Annotated in this window: 9 protein-coding genes; 4 read left to right on the plus strand and 5 right to left on the minus strand. The window is 66.1% G+C overall.

Annotation, left to right across the window (positions count from 1 at the left end; translation table 11 throughout):
* The first annotated feature begins 150 nt into the window (after positions 1–150).
* Together V3B48_RS07525 and V3B48_RS07530 are read left to right on the plus strand one after the other, a co-directional pair.
* Positions 151–1,497, plus strand: coding sequence for a cytochrome c (locus tag V3B48_RS07525; protein WP_329893457.1), 1,347 nt, complete (start codon positions 151–153; stop codon positions 1,495–1,497).
* Entirely contained in the window at positions 1,494–2,420 is a 927-nt protein-coding gene (locus V3B48_RS07530; protein WP_329893458.1) for a c-type cytochrome, read from the plus strand. The genes V3B48_RS07525 and V3B48_RS07530 overlap by 4 nt, the downstream gene beginning before the upstream one ends.
* Before the next feature lie 12 nt (positions 2,421–2,432).
* On the opposite strand, the gene V3B48_RS07535 is transcribed toward V3B48_RS07530, so the two are convergent.
* Positions 2,433–3,962 carry an OmpA family protein gene (locus tag V3B48_RS07535; protein WP_329893459.1) on the minus strand — a complete coding sequence of 510 codons (1,530 nt, stop codon included), beginning with the start codon at positions 3,960–3,962 and terminating at the stop codon, positions 2,433–2,435.
* Positions 3,963–4,112: 150 nt separating this feature from the next.
* Between V3B48_RS07535 and V3B48_RS07540 the strand changes: the two genes are divergently transcribed.
* Together V3B48_RS07540 and V3B48_RS07545 are read left to right on the plus strand one after the other, a co-directional pair.
* A complete protein-coding gene (locus tag V3B48_RS07540; RefSeq protein ID WP_329893460.1) occupies positions 4,113–6,491 on the plus strand; it encodes a TonB-dependent receptor in 2,379 nt (792 codons plus the stop codon).
* An 8-nt stretch (positions 6,492–6,499) separates the two neighbouring features.
* Positions 6,500–8,608: a phospholipase C, phosphocholine-specific gene (locus tag V3B48_RS07545; RefSeq protein WP_182267584.1), complete on the plus strand. Its 2,109-nt coding sequence runs from the start codon at positions 6,500–6,502 to the stop codon at positions 8,606–8,608.
* Between the two features lie 57 nt (positions 8,609–8,665).
* Here the strand turns inward: V3B48_RS07545 and V3B48_RS07550 are convergent, their stop codons facing one another.
* The 4 genes from V3B48_RS07550 to V3B48_RS07565 form a co-directional block, all read right to left on the minus strand.
* Positions 8,666–10,261, minus strand: a complete 1,596-nt coding sequence (locus tag V3B48_RS07550; protein WP_329893461.1) for an alkaline phosphatase D family protein — start codon at positions 10,259–10,261, stop codon at positions 8,666–8,668.
* Between the two features lie 10 nt (positions 10,262–10,271).
* Positions 10,272–13,205, minus strand: a complete 2,934-nt coding sequence (locus V3B48_RS07555) for a TonB-dependent receptor (RefSeq protein WP_329893462.1) — start codon at positions 13,203–13,205, stop codon at positions 10,272–10,274.
* A 141-nt stretch (positions 13,206–13,346) separates the two neighbouring features.
* Positions 13,347–14,369, minus strand: a complete 1,023-nt coding sequence (locus tag V3B48_RS07560; RefSeq protein WP_329893463.1) for a FecR domain-containing protein — start codon at positions 14,367–14,369, stop codon at positions 13,347–13,349.
* Positions 14,366–14,881 carry a sigma-70 family RNA polymerase sigma factor gene (locus V3B48_RS07565; RefSeq protein WP_032128424.1) on the minus strand — a complete coding sequence of 172 codons (516 nt, stop codon included), beginning with the start codon at positions 14,879–14,881 and terminating at the stop codon, positions 14,366–14,368. Before V3B48_RS07565 ends, V3B48_RS07560 begins: the two co-directional genes overlap by 4 nt.
* Between the last annotated feature and the right edge of the window lie 28 nt (positions 14,882–14,909).

Below are 14,909 nucleotides of genomic sequence, written 5' to 3' on the forward strand. Positions count from 1 at the left end.
GGTTAGCGACGCGGGCGTGGGCCATCTATCGCGCGCGGATGACGGCTTGATGACAACGCAGGAACGATTCAGCTTGGTGTACAAGCTGTATCCGTTCAGTCATTGATCCGGATCAATGAACGCGCGCGCGGGATTGCCCACAGTGCCGCCATGCGCACCTCGCTCAAGCTCGCCATTGCCCTGGCCGCCACGTTTGCCGCCGCCTACGGCATCGCCCGCACCACGCCCTACTGGTTCGCACCGCGACAGACGGCGCAGGTCGACATCCACGATCCGACGCTGATCGCGCAGGGACAGTACCTGTCGCGCGCCGCCGACTGCGCCGCCTGCCACACTGCGCCGGGCGGCAAGCCGTTCGCCGGTGGCCTCGGCATGCAGACGCCGATGGGCACGATCTACTCGACCAACATCACGCCCGATCCCGACACCGGCATTGGCGCCTACGACTACGCCGACTTCGAGCGCGCGGTCCGTCGCGGCATCCGTCACGATGGGCAGCCGTTGTATCCGGCAATGCCGTATGCCTCGTACGTGATCGCCAGCGATGCCGAGATCAAGGCGCTGTACGCCTATTTCATGGGCTCGGTGCAGCCGGTGAAGCAGGGCAACGCCGACAGCACGATCCCGTGGCCGGCCAACATGCGCTGGCCACTGGCTTGGTGGCAGCTGCTGTTCGCACGCCCGCGTACGTTCAACCCGGATCCGTCGCTGGATGCCAGCCAGCAGCGCGGCGCCGAACTGGTGGAAGGCCTGGCCCACTGCGGCGCCTGCCACACGCCACGTGGCCTCGCGTTCCAGGAAAAGGCGATGGCCGATGATGGCAGCCGCCAGTTCCTGTCCGGCTCGGTGCTGGAAGGCTGGTATGCGAAGAACCTGCGCAATGAATCAACCGGTCTGGCCAGCTGGAACGAGGGCGAGATCGTCGACTTCCTGCGCACCGGACGCACCGATCGCTCCGCGGCCTTCGGCGGTATGGCCGACGTGGTCGAGCACAGCACGCAGTACCTGTCCGACGCCGACCTGCTGGCGATGGCCCGCTACCTGAAACAGCTGCCGGCACGCGATGGCCGCAACGCACAGTGGTCCCCGGGTACCGACACCTCCACCGCCGCACTGCGCAGCGGCGACTACCGTGTTGCCGGTTCGCTGGCCTATGCCGAGCACTGCCAGGCCTGCCACCGCGCCGACGGGCGCGGCATGCCCCGCGTCTATCCGGCCCTGGCCGGCAACTCGATCGTGTTCGCCGATGACCCCAGCTCGCTGGTGCAGGTGACCCTGATCGGCGGCCGCACGCCGCATACCCCGCACGACCGCATGGCCTTCACCATGCCCGGTTTCGAGCAGCTGCCGAATGCACAGCTGGCACAGATCCTGACCTTCATCCGCAGCAGCTGGGGCAACCAGGCCAGCGCGGTGAGCGAGGTCGACGTGGCGCGCATGCGCCGGGTGGTGCGTGACAAGCCGGTGCACTACGTTCCGCAGGAGGCCGCACGATGAAACGTTCGCGCAAACGCTCCCGCCTGCTGATCGGCAGCGTGGTCACCCTCGTGCTGCTGGTCGGCGCCGGCACCCTCGCCTATCGCCATCTGTACCCGGACCTGGATGCTGCCGTAGCCAGCACGATCGATATCCTCGATGCGCAGGGCAAGGTGGTCGGCCACTACCACGCACCCAGCGCCGAAGAGATCGCCGGGCTCGGCAATGCCGAATCGGTGATGCTTGGCCGCCGCCTCCTCAACGAGACCGCACGGCTGCTGCCGGACAACGTCGGCAACGATCTGAACTGCAATTCGTGCCATATGGCCGAGGGCAAGCGACCGTTCGGCAACCACTACTTCAATACGGGCGGCGGCGCCTATCCGCGTTACATGCCGCGCCCGGGCAAGGTGATCGGGCTGACTGAGCGCATCAATGGCTGCCTGCAGCGCTCAATGAACGGCAAGCCGCTGCCGAAAGACTCACCGCAGATGCGCGCCATGCTCGATTACATGGCGTGGCTGAGCAGTCCAGTGCCAGACGGTGCAAAGGTGGCCGCTCCCAGCGAGGGCCCCATCGACAGCACGCTGACCCCGGACCCGATCCGTGGCCAGGCGCTGTACGCCGTGCAGTGTGCCGCCTGCCATGGCGACAACGGCGAAGGCCGGCGCGACGCCAGCGGTGATATCGCCTTCCCGCCGCTGTGGGGCGACCACAGCTTCAACATCGGCGCCGGCATGGCGCGCCTGTACAAGGCGGCCGGTTTCGTCAAGCACAACATGCCGCCGGCGGTGACCCGCGAGCCACCACTGGGCCAGCAGGTGATGCCCGACCAGGATGCGGTGGACATCGCCAGCTACTTCATCAACCAGCCGCGGCCGGACTTCGCCAACAAGAGCAAGGACTGGCCGCGCGACCCGAAACCCAAGGACGCGCGGTACTGAGGAGGGCGTGGTTCAGCGCTTGACCAGCTCGACCCGGCGATTGCGCGCCTTGCCTTCCTCGCTGCCATTGTCGGCCACCGGCCTGTCGGCACCGAAGCCGGCCGCCTGCAGGCGGTCGGCGGCGATGCCCTTGGCGGTCAACGCCGCCACCACCGACCGGGCCCGATCCTCGGACAAGCTGCGGTTGTGCGCGGCCGCGCCACTGTTGTCGGTGTGGCCTTCAATCGACAGTTTCAGCGACGGGTCGGCACGCAGCAGGTCCAGCACCTGCGCCAGTTGCGGTTCGGACGTCGGCAGGATCTGCGCCTTGTCGGTGGCGAAGTTGACCTGGATCGCCACGCGGCCGTCGCTGTCCAGCTTCTTCTTCAACGCATCGGCCGGCAGCAGCGCCGCCGTCTGGGTGAAGCCTTTGCGCTCGACCACGACCCAGCCTGCGCTGAGGTATTCGAGGCGAGCATGCACCCACACCTGGCGGCCATCAGCCAGATCGACGCGATAGACCACGGTGTCGTAGTTGTCCCAGCTGTAGCTGGCCGCGTTGCCGTAGGACGACTGCACCTGCTTCGACACGCCCTCGGCCGCCTCGTGCGGGATGCGCCCCTCGAACACCTTGGTGCCGTTGACCTGGGCCATCATCGCCTCAAGGTTGCGGCGTACTTCATGCATCGAGTATTCGCGCTCGCCCTTGTCGAAATCGGCAGCGAAGGTGCGGCCCTCGACCGGTTCGAAGTGATCTCCGGTCCAGAACGGGAAGGCATCGAAATCACGCTGCTCGGGCGTGTTGCGCTCGCGATAGCCGGCCGGCAGGGACAGGTGCGGGAAACGGTCCGACCACTGCGCGGTGGCCTTGAACGGCACGTCATCCACGACCACCAGACCGGCGCCGTTGCTGTCCACTGCCAGCTGCACCCACACGGTGCGGTTGACCTGGCGCAGCACGTAGACGGTGGTGGGTGCGTCCTGTTCTCCGTTCACCGCATCGATGAAGCCACCCCCGATCTCGCCTTCCAGTTGCGGGCCGTAGTAGATGTCGCGCAGCAGCTTGCCTTCAAAGACCTTGCGGCCGCCGGCGGCGGTGATCACGCCGTCGAAGTTGCGCTGCACTTCCAGCGCGGAGAACGCCTTGTCGGGGGCCGCCTCACTGTCGGTCACGATGCGTGCCGACCAGCTCGGACCTTCCGCCCAATGCACACCCTCGCCCATCCGGAACGGGAAGCGCGCCCAGGCGCGCGGGTGCGGGGCGTTCTGCGGCGCGTAGCCCTGCGGCAGGCTGAAGAACGGCAGCTCACCCAGCGTGGTGTCGCTCAGCGGCACGCTGCCGGTGTCGAAAGGCACCAGCGGCACCGGCTTGCCATCGCGGTCGGTGAGTGCGGTGGCGTCGGCGGCGGCCGTTGAACCCGCTGGGGCGGCGGCCGGTGCTGCGGCCTCGTCCGCCGTGGCTGGCGCAGGCGGCGCCACCTCTCCATCCGAGGGCGTCCGGTTGCACCCTGCCAGCAGCACCAGGGCTGCACCTCCCAGCCAGATCTTCGATCGCTTCTGCATCGCCACCACCTCAGGTCCATTGAAGCGCCGAGCATACCCGAAGGCCGTGACCGCCCCCACAGTGCCATCGTTCCTGCGCTGCCACGTCATGCCGATGTCATTGGCGCTGCCGACACTCCGGGGTTTCCTCCCTCTGAAGGTCCAGTTTCGATGCGAACGATTGCGCGTTTTCCCCGTGTCTCGCTGCTGGCCCTGCTGATCGCCCCCGCCCTGGACGCCCTCGCAGAAGCACCGCAGGGCGATACGGGCGAAGCGCGCAGCAGCGATGCGCGTACCCTCGACCAGGTACAGGTGATTGGTCAGGCCACCAGCTACGCGAAGACGTCGGTGCGCGCGGAAACACTGAACCGGCAGACCGTGATGAGCAGCGTCAACGACGCGCTCAACGAAGTGCCCGGCGTGGTGGTCAGCGAGGCCGATGCCACCGGTTCTTCGGTGTGGGGCACGCAGATCAGCATGCGCGGCTTCGTGACCAACCGTGACACCCAGCAGATCGGCACCACCATCGACGGCCTGCCCAATGGCGGCTCGGGCTACGGTGGCGGTTCGCTGGCCAACCGCTACATCGATACCCTGGACCTGGAAACAGTGGAAGTCAGCCAGGGCACTGCCGACATCTCCTCGCGCTCGAACGAGGCGCTGGGTGGCACGCTCAACTTCCTCACCAGCGACCCACTGCAGGACAGCCGCCTGCGCTTCGTGGTCGGTGCCGGTGACAACGAGGCGCGCAAGTACTACGTGCGCTACGACACCGGCCTGCTCGGCGGCCATACCCGCGCCTGGGTCAGCGCTTCTTCCGCACGTGTGCACGACTGGATCGATGGCAGCGGCAAGACCAGCAACGACCACATCGCCGGCAAGTTCATCACCGAGCTGGATCGCTGGACGCTGACCGGCTACCTGTCCTACAACGATGCCGACGAGCCGGAGTACACCAGCGTCTCGCCGAAGGGCTTCGCCACCAATCCGGACCGCGACAACCTGGTCGGCACCCTCACCGGCATTCCGTACCTGGACCAGAACTACCGTTCCGGCTCGCGTGCGCTGCGCGAGAACACCTTCGGCTACCTGCGCGCGGCCTTCGACGGCGGCAACGGCTTCAAGGCCTCGGTGGCGGCTTACGGGCACCGCATGGAAGGTCGTGGCGACTGGCTGCCCCCCTACCTGGCGCAGGTCAGCGATGATGGTGCCGGTCGCCCGGAGTCGGAGTACATCGGTGGAAAGACCGTGTACGGTGGCAGTAACCGCGGCCAGATTTTCTTCGTCAATCCCGATGGCAGCGCCGCGCAGCGCCTGGCCAGCTGCACCCCACGGCTGGGCTTCACTGCCGAGTACGATCCGAACTGCTACGCGGGCAACGTGCTGGGCGCGCAGTCCTACCGCCACACCCACTACGACAACGACCGCATGGGCGTGACCGCCGACGTCGAATGGCGGCAGACCTTCGGTGCGGTCGACAACACGATCCGCGGCGGCCTGTGGGTGGAAAAGCTGGACCGCTCGGCGCGCCGCGACTGGCATCGCCTGCTCAACGTCGGCCAGGACATCGCCTTCGACCATCAGCCGTACTGGGTGCAGTTCGAGGACAAGTACAAGGTTGACGAGCAGATGTACTACGTCGAGGACGTGGCCCGCTTCGGGCCGTTCAGCGCACGCCTGGGCGTGAAGCAGTTCTTCGTCGACCAGTCGCGCCGCCGCGTGATCGGTGCCAGCGAGCACGTCAAATCTGACTCCAAGTCCGATCCGCTGCTGTCCACCGGCTTCACCTGGGCGCCCGGTGTGGAAGGCATGGAGCTGTTCGCTGGCTTCTCGCAGAACTTCGCCGCCATTCCCTCCGGCGTGCTCGGCGAGACCGACCCGCAGCACTTCCGCAACGTCGAGCCGGAGACCGCCGACAACATCGAAGTCGGCATGCGCATCAGCCGCTGGCCGCTGACCGCGTCGGTCACCCTGTACAACATCAAGTTCGACAACCGCATCGTCTATCTGCCGGCCGGTTTCGTCAGCGGCATCGACTACCTGGGCGAGACCGACGGTGTCTACGAGAACTTCGGTGGCGTGGAAAGCAACGGCCTGGAGGCGGCGTTCGGCTACGGCTGGGACAATGGCTGGCGTCTCAACGCCGCCTATACCTACAACCGCTCCAAGTACCTGGGCAGTGGCGATGCCGCACGTGATACCCAGCTGGGCATCGTCGACGGTGCCAAGGTGATCGGCCAGCCCGAACAGACCCTGGTGCTGTCGGCCGACTGGCAGGGCGAAAACTGGAACTTCGGCCTGTCCGGTCGCTACCTCGGCACGCGCTACCTCGATGCCGCCAACGTCAACAAGCTGCCCTCGGCCACCGTGTTCAACGCCAATATCGGCTTCGACCTGCAGGGCCTGTCGCCGCGCCTGAAGGGCATGGGTGCCAACCTGGTGGTGAGCAACCTCACCGACAAGCGGTATCTTGCAGGGGTGGACGGCCGCGACAACGCCTTCATCGGCGCCCCGCGCACTGTCGGCATCTCCTTCCGTGTGGACCTGTGAGTGAGCCCGTGACTGATATCGGCCGACGCCGGTTGTTGCAGGCCGGCGTTGCCGCCGGCCTTTCCCCGCTGCTGCCCAGCATCGCCCGGGCCGCAGCGATCGCCCCCGCCGCGCAGACGCGCAGCCTCGAAGACCTGCAGCACATTGTGGTGTTCATGCAGGAGAATCGCTCGTTCGACCACTACTTCGGCACGTTGCCGGGCGTGCGTGGTTTCGGCGATCGCTTCGTGGCTCCCGCGCCGGCGCTGCAGGCCGGCGGCCGCACGCGCAGCCTGTGGCTGCAACCCGATGCCAGCGGCACGCGCGCGATCGCACCGTTCCCGCTGGATACCGCTGCGCACTTCGGCTACATGCGGGTGGAGGGCACACCACACACCTGGCCGGACGCACAGCGCGCCTGGGACCACGGCCGCATGGGGCAATGGCCGAAGGCCAAGCAGAACCATTCGATGGGCTACTTCCAGCGCAGCGACCTGCCCTTCCAGTTCGCACTGGCCGATGCCTTCACCATCTGCGACGCCTACCACTGCGCGATGCAGGCCGGAACCAACCCGAACCGGGTGTTCCTGTGGACCGGTCACAATGATGCACACGCGCGTGCTGGCGGCCCGGTGATCGCCAACTCGCACGACAACTTCCCCGAGCACGGCGGGCATCCGGCGTCGTATCGCTGGACCAGCTATGTCGAACGCCTGCAGAAGGCGGGCGTCTCCTGGCAGATCTACCAGGACATGGCTGACAACTTCACCGACAACCCACTGGCCGGCTTCGAGTCTTTCCGCCAGGCCTACCGTGCTGCGCCGGGGCATGACCCGCAGCTGCGCGCGCGTGGGGTCAGCACGCGTGGGCTGGCACAACTGCGCCAGGACGTGGTCGACGGGCGCCTGCCGCAGGTCAGCTTCATCATCGCCGACGCGGCCGGCAGCGAGCATCCCGGCCCCTCCAGCCCGGCCCAGGGCGCGGCCTATACCGCACGCGTGCTGGATGCACTGACCGCCGATCCGGAGGTGTGGAGCCGCACCGCCCTGCTGCTGATGTTCGACGAGAACGACGGCTTCTTCGACCACATGCCGCCACCGGCACCGCCTTCACCGATAAACGGTGGCTGGGCGGGTACGTCTTCGGTCAGTACCGAAGGCGAGTACCACCGCCATCCGGCACCGGGCGACGAGAAGTACGACGCCGCCGAGCTGCGCGGCCGCCCCTATGGGCTGGGTCCGCGCGTGCCGCTGTACGTGATTTCACCCTGGAGCCGCGGTGGCTGGGTCGATTCGCAGGTGTACGACCACACCTCGGTCATACGGCTGATCGAACGCCGCTTCGGCGTGGCCGCACCGGATATCTCACCCTGGCGCCGTGCGGTCTGCGGAGACCTGAGCAACGCCTTCGACTTCGCCCAGCGCGATACCCGTCCGTTCATACGCGGCCTGCCCGACGTGAGCGCGGCGGCCGCACGTGCCGCCGCCCTGCCGGGACGCACCGTGCCGGCGTTGCCGGAGGGGCTGGAACCGGCGCAACAGGAACGTGGCGTACGTCCGGCGCGTGCCCTGCCCTATCGGCCGCAGGCATCGATTGCCGCGATCAACACATCGGGCGTGGAACTGGTGTTGTCCTGCGAAGGTGCGGCAGCGGTCCTGCATGTCTACGATCGGCTGCGGCTGGGTGAGGTGCCACGCCGCTATACACTGATACCGGGCACGCCACTGCGGGAGCGCTGGCCGCTGGATGTGCACGGTCGCTACGACCTTTGGCTGCTGGGCCCGAACGGCTTCCACCGTCACTTCCAGGGCGCTGCCAAAGGACCCGTTGTGCAGGCGTCGGTCGAGCGCGCCGACGGCCAGCTGCGGCTGCACCTGCGCAATCTGGGTGAAAGTGCACAGCAAGTGCGCGTGCATGCCGGTGCCTATGCCGGGCACATGCCCGAGCAGACGCTGGCACTGCCCGCGCATGCAGAGACTTCGTTGGCGTGGGATGCAACGCCTACCGCCGGCTGGTATGACCTGCAGGTCAGCGCAGGTGAGAGTGTGCTGCGCCTGGCGGGCCGTGCCGAGGATGGGCGTCCTGGCACCAGTGACCCGGCGATGGGCAGCGAACCACTGCGGTTCGAGCACGATTGAGCCGCTCCGCCCTTGTAGAGTCGAGCATGGCTCGACTCTACAAGGGGGCGTGCCTGATCAGGCCTCCTGCAGCCCCGGCCGGCCGTGCTCGACCGCGTAGCGCTTCCAGCTCTGCACCGTTCCGTTCGGCTGCATCACGGTATCCAGCGTCTTCATGTCGCCGATCCACGCATCACGGGTGACATCGCACAGCACATAGCCGCGCTTGTCTGTGGTCGCCCTCAGATAAGGGCTGTGCCGCAGCTGGTTCTCGGCATATGCATCCACACCCTGGCCATCAGCGCCGGAAGTAATCGAAGTGGCAAGGAACTCACTGGAGACCACGCCTGAATCACGATGGTCCTGCACCAGGTCGCTGGCGTAATGCCGGTGCGCGTCGCCACACGCCGTCACCACGTTGCCGAAGCCCACCTTCTGGATGTGGTCGAGCAGGCGCCGGCGGCTGTCCAGATAACCCGACCACTGGTCATCGGACGACTGCACCACGCCGTCCTTCTCGCGCATGTAGTTGCCCAGTGCCACCTGGTGGGCGATGGTGTGCCAGCGCGGCGCGGCATCGGCCAGGCCGTCGAACAGCCAGCGCTCCTGCGTCGCACCCACAATGCTGCGCTCCGGCGATTCCACCTCCCCGCGCAGCGCCATGTTTACCTGCTTGCTGCGGTACTGGCGTGTGTCGAGCAGGTGCAGGTCCATCAGCGTGCCATAGCGTGCGCGCCGGTACATCTGCATGTGGCCATCGCGCGGGAATGCCGAACGGCGCAGTGGCATGTTCTCGTAGTAGGCCTGGAACGCCTGTGCGCGGCGCAGCAGGAACACTTCGCTGGGCGTATCGTCCTGGTCTTCGGCGCCGGCCCAGTTGTTGTCCACTTCATGGTCATCGAAGGTGACGAACCACGGCGCCGACGCATGCGCGGCCTGCAGGTCGGCATCGCTCTTGTACTGGGCGTAGCGGCGACGGTAGTCGTCCAGCGTGTAGGTCTGCGGCCCGACATGATTGCGCAGGTTGGTGAACGGCTGGCCGTTCATTTTCCGCAGGCCCGGCTGGCTTTCGCCTTCGTAGATGTAATCACCGTAGTGGAAGACGAAATCCAGCGGTTCCTCGGCAATGCGCCGCCACGCGGTGTAGTGGCCTTCCTCGTAGTGCTGGCAACCGGCCACCGCAAAACGCACGCGATCCACTGCGGCCGTGGCTGCGGGCAGCGTGCGGGTGCAACCGACCGCACTGGCGTGGCCGCCTACGGTGAAGCGGTACCAGTAAGGCCGTGCGGGCGCCAACCCACCCAGCTCCACGTGCACAGCGTGGCCGAGTTCGGGATGCGCCATCGCCGAACCCTGGCGTACCACCCTGCGCATGCCCTCGTCCGCCGCCAGCTGCCATTCGACCACCATCGGCCGGGTCGGCATGCCACCGCCGAACACCAGCGGCTCGGTCGCCAGCCGTGTCCACAGCACCATGCCATCGGCCGAAGGATCACCCGAGGCCACGCCCAGGGTGAACGGCGTGCTGGCGAACCGCGGCGACGCCAGCAGGTTGCGCGGGTTCAGCGCGGCGGCATCGGTCTGTGCGGCCAGCGCGTGCGCCGTGCCCATCCACGCGCCGGCAGCAGACAGGCCGGCCAGGGCCAGGAATCGCCTGCGATTGATCGTATCCACGGCTGCGCCCTCAGTTGTAGATGATGTGGAAATAGAAGAAGCGGCCGTAGTCGTCGATCTCGGTACGGAAGCGCCCGTTCGGGCCGGTGCTGTAGGTCGGCTGCGTGTTGAACAGGTTCTTGGCCTCGTACTTCAGCGTCACGTGCCTGCTGACCTTGTGGCTGAAGCCCATGTTGAAGGTCATGTACGGGTCGTAGTACGAATCCAGCCACTGGGTATCGCCGAAGTCGACCAGCATCCGGCTGCGGTAGGTACCGGACAGGCGCAGCTGTGCGCTCTTCCACGGCATGCGCCAGATCACCGACCCATTGAGCGACCAGTCCGGCTGGTACAGCAGGCGGTCCAGGCGGCGTTCGGTGCCATCACTGATGCGGTAGTTGGTCTGGCCTTCCAGCCGCGTTGCGTTGAAGTACATGTCGAAGCGCTGGCGGCCCCACTGCAGGTTGCGGTTGGCCACCGCGAACTCGACACCGCGCAGCCTGGACTCGTCGGTGTTCATCGGCTGGGTGACCCGGTAGCGGGTATCACCCACGTTCTCGAAGGTGGTCAGGGTGTAGATGTCGTCCTTGATCACCTTGTCGAACAGTGCCACCGAGACCAGGCCGTTGTTGCCGTTGAAGTACAGGTCCCACGCCAGGTCGATGTTGGTGGAACGGCGCGGCTGCAGGTTGGCATTGCCCTGCTTGATGGTGCAGAAGCCCCTGCCCTCCTCGTCATTACCACAGCTGGTGCTGGTGGCCTGGGCGATGTTGCTGGGTGTCGGCCGGCCCAGCGTTCGGCTGGCGGAGAAGCGCAGGCGCTGGTCCTCGCTCAACTTGAACGTCGCATTCAATGAAGGCAGCAGGTTGTTGTAGCCACCGCTCGTATTGCGGAAGGCAGAGGTATACGTAGTGCCGCCATCATCGCTGAATGGGCTGTAGGCATCGAAGCGGGTGTGGTCGTAGCGCAGGCCGCCGATCAGCAGCAGTCGGTCCCAGGCGTAGTGTGCGGACACGTAGGCATTGGTGATGTCCTCCACGTACTTGTAGTCGCTGGTGAAGTTGGCATTTGGATACGCCGCATTGTTGTTGCCCAGTTTCGGCAGCAGTTCCTCGTTCCACTTGCGGTTGTCGATCAGCGGGAAGCCCGGCACGCTGCCCAGCAGCGTCGAACCCGGATACAGGTAATCGTTGAGCGTGGCACTGCTCTTGAAGTAGTCGAAGTCGATGTCCTGCCAGATCTTCAGATGGCGGTACTCGGCGCCGGCGGCCAGGCCGAAGCCACGCGCATCGGCGTCGATGTTGTAGCTGAAGTCGGCACGCAGGTTGTCGATGCTCTCCTTGGCGTCGCGCGGCGAGACATAGGCCTGTGCCGGGTTGAGCTTGAACGCCGAGCTGGTCAGCAGGCTGGAATCGGAAACCGCCACTGCGTTCGGGAAGCCGTGGCTGTCGTTCTCGTAGTCGACGAACAGATTGCTTGGGTAGGCGCGCACACCCCAGTAGACCTGATTGTTGTGGAAGGTCTCTTCGGTGTGGCCACCGCGCAGGGTCAGCCGCGAGCGATCACCGATATCCCAGTTGAAGCTGGCGATGGCGCCACGGTTGCTGCGGTCCCAGCGGTCGTGGCGGTTCTTGATGTAGATGCTGTTGATCTGGGTGGTGCCACTGTCTTCGGTCTGGTTGCGGATCGGAAACTTGGCGTTGCCGTACAGATCGGTCTTGTTCATCGTCGAGTTCTCGTAGAACCGGTACGAGTACAGCAGCAACGATGCGTAGAAAGGATCGTCCGATGGCTTCCATTCCAGCTTGGCCGAGCCACCGAAGTTGGTGATGAAGTTGGTGTAGGTGCCGGTGCTGAAGTTGCCCGGCGCACGCAGTCCGTTCCAGCCCTTGGCCTCGTCCGGCCCGGTGGTGCCGTCGGTGAGGTACTTGCCGGCGTCGTTGTAGTAGTAGTTCGACTCCACCCAGCGCTTGACGCTGTTGCGCGAACGCTGCTCATAGCGCGCTACCGCAACAAGGCCGAGTTCCTGGTCGGCACCGAACTGGTTGGAGAACACCATCTTGGCGCTCTTGCCGAAATGCCCCAGGGTCTCGTGGTTGCCACCGGCACTGCGCTCGACATTGGTCTCGGCCGTGGAGTAGATACCAGCCACATCGGCGAACACGTACTTGCCGGACCGGTCGAAGGCACTGCGGCTGATGATGTCGATCACGCCGCCGATCGCATCCGGCGCCTGCTCTGCGCTGAAGCTCTTGTAGATGTCGGTGCGGGTGCCGATGTCGCTGGGAATCAGCTGCAGGTTGTTCATGCGCTCACCCGAGCCACTGCCACCCACGCTGGCAATCGCGATGCCGTCGATGGTGGTGTAGTTGAGGTTGGCCTGCACGCCACGCACCGTCACGTAACGGGGCTCACCGGCATCCTCCACGGCACTCAGGCCCGGCGCGGCCATCAGGCTCTCGGCCAGTGTCTCGTCGCCGTAGCTGTCCATCTCGTCGTAGACCACCGAATCCTTGATCACCGGCGAGGTCTTCTTCTGGTCGATCACCTCATGCGCAGCAATCACCTTCACCGTGCCCAGGGTCGGCGCCACCACCGCTTCGGCCTCGCGCGGCTTCGGCGCGGCCGGCTTCGGTTCGTTGTGTGCCGGCGCAGGATCAATGGCGATGACGTTGCCATCCACCACGGTGTAGCCCAGGCCGGTCCCTGCCAGCAGCGCGTCCAGCGCCTGCTTGACGGTGGCACCGCGCGGCACCGCCCCGGCCATGTGCACTTCACCACTGCCCGAATACAGGAACTGCACGCCGGAACTGCGCGACAACTGCTCCAGCGCGCGCGCCAGCGGCTGCGCCGCGATCGGCGCCGAAACGCGGGCCTCGAGGCCATCGGCAGTGGCCGCAGCCGCCAGCGGCACGCTGCAGGGAGACAGGGCGAGGATGATCGACAGGTAAAGCGTGTTGCGCATCACGGGTCCTTGGAAGAGAGAAAGCAGCAGGTGCCGCTGCGTGACTCGGCAGCGGCTTCTCCCAAGTAAGAGCCCGCATCCACCGAAGTGGAGAACGCGGATTTGATGAATTTTTTCTGACAACCCACGGCCATGTCGACCTCAGCGACTGCCAACCCGCACGGTGTCGCCTTCGCGCCGCACCACGAAGCGCGGGTCGCGCTCGAGGAAGGCCTGCAGCGCACCGATGCGATGCGCGTCCAGGCTGCCGGACAACCGCGCCGACGCCGCACCTTCATCCAGCACCCGCACCTGCACCTGGTTGTGGCGGTTGAAGGCGGCGGCCACCTCATCCAGCCGCTCGTCCAGGAAAGAGACCTTGCGTTGCTGCCAGTCCAGCAGCATCGACAACGGCACATCCAACGACTCGACCGCATGGCTGCGCGCGTCGACCTGCACCACCTGGCCTTTACCCAGTTGTGCAAGACGCCGCGCATCCGCACCGTGGCTCCACACTTCCACCTCGCCGGATACCACACCGATGCGGGTGCCCTGCAGCCGTCGCGACACGTCGAACACCGTGCCGATATCGCGGATCTGCAATCCGTTCACCTGCACCTCGAACGGCCGTCGGTCCTGGGCGATGTCGAACGTCGCCTCGCCCTGCAGCAGTTCCGCCCTGCGGCTGAACCCGCCCATGCGCACCCGCAGGCGGCTGTCCGCGTTCAGCCGCACCTGGGTCTGATCGGGCAGCACCAGGTCACGAATTTCTCCATGTCCGGCGCTGTAAAGCTGCTCGGTGGGCATCAGCTGCGGTACCAGGCCCACGCCGAGCAGGGCGATACAGGCTGCGGCAGCCGCCACCCACCAACGCGTGCGACGGCTGTGCGGCGCACTGCGCAGCGGGGCCTGTGCGTGTCCGAACAGCGGCACGACCTTGGCAGCGGCCTCCTGTGGCGGCACCGAGGCCTCTTCAGCCAATGCCGATTGCAGCGCCTCACCAACCTGCCGGTGCAGTGCGAGAGCGTGCATATAGGCGCGCACATGCTCCGGCGAGCGCTTCATCCAGTCCAGCAACGCAACCCGCTCCGCCTCGCCCAGCACGCCCTCGCGATTGCGCTGGAACCAGTCCATGGCCTCGCTGGCGATCACGTCGTCGGCCGCACCCGATGGATTCCGTTTCATGTGAGCTCCCTGGCGCCCAGCGCCTTCCTGCAGGCGTCCAGCCCCTTGCCGATATGCTTGCGCACCATATGCACCGAGACCTGCAGCTGCTGGCTGATTGCCGGGCAGTCCAGCCCGTCGCGATAATGCAGCTCCATCACCCGCCGCGTGGTCGCCGGCAGCCGTGCGATGGTGCTGCGGATATCGCTCCAGCGCTGCGCGCGCTCGAATTCGCCTTCGATGTCTTCTTCGCTCTTCAACACTTCGGCCAGGAGGTCGACGTCCTCCAGCGGCGGCAGCGACGAACGCGCGCGCGCGTGCTCCCGTGCAAGATTGGCGGCCACGGTGAACAGGTAGGCTTCCGGGTTCTCGACCGCGTCGGCATGCTCACCGGTGCTGCGCAGCAGCCGCAGGTAAACCTCCTGCGCCAGATCTTCGGCATCTTCGCTGGCAGAACCCCGGCGCAGGAAGAAGCCGCGCAGCAGCCGCCGCCGCAGCGCATAGCTCTTCTCCCAGATCCTCACGCTGTTCACGGCCGGCCAACCACCCCAAGGCTGGAAA

The sequence above is a fragment of the Stenotrophomonas sp. SMYL20 genome (assembly GCF_036320045.1).
In the GTDB taxonomy this organism is placed as follows: domain Bacteria; phylum Pseudomonadota; class Gammaproteobacteria; order Xanthomonadales; family Xanthomonadaceae; genus Stenotrophomonas; species Stenotrophomonas maltophilia_A.

What these genes read in the sequence shown, in the direction of transcription:
- V3B48_RS07540 (WP_329893460.1), top strand. Translation starts at nt 4,113, where the DNA reads ATGCGAACGATTGCGCGTTTTCCCCGTGTCTCGCTGCTGGCCCTGCTG.
- V3B48_RS07535 (WP_329893459.1), bottom strand. Translation starts at nt 3,962, where the DNA reads ATGCAGAAGCGATCGAAGATCTGGCTGGGAGGTGCAGCCCTGGTGCTG.
- V3B48_RS07555 (WP_329893462.1), bottom strand. Translation starts at nt 13,205, where the DNA reads ATGCGCAACACGCTTTACCTGTCGATCATCCTCGCCCTGTCTCCCTGC.
- V3B48_RS07560 (WP_329893463.1), bottom strand. Translation starts at nt 14,369, where the DNA reads ATGAAACGGAATCCATCGGGTGCGGCCGACGACGTGATCGCCAGCGAG.
- V3B48_RS07525 (WP_329893457.1), top strand. Translation starts at nt 151, where the DNA reads ATGCGCACCTCGCTCAAGCTCGCCATTGCCCTGGCCGCCACGTTTGCC.
- V3B48_RS07530 (WP_329893458.1), top strand. Translation starts at nt 1,494, where the DNA reads ATGAAACGTTCGCGCAAACGCTCCCGCCTGCTGATCGGCAGCGTGGTC.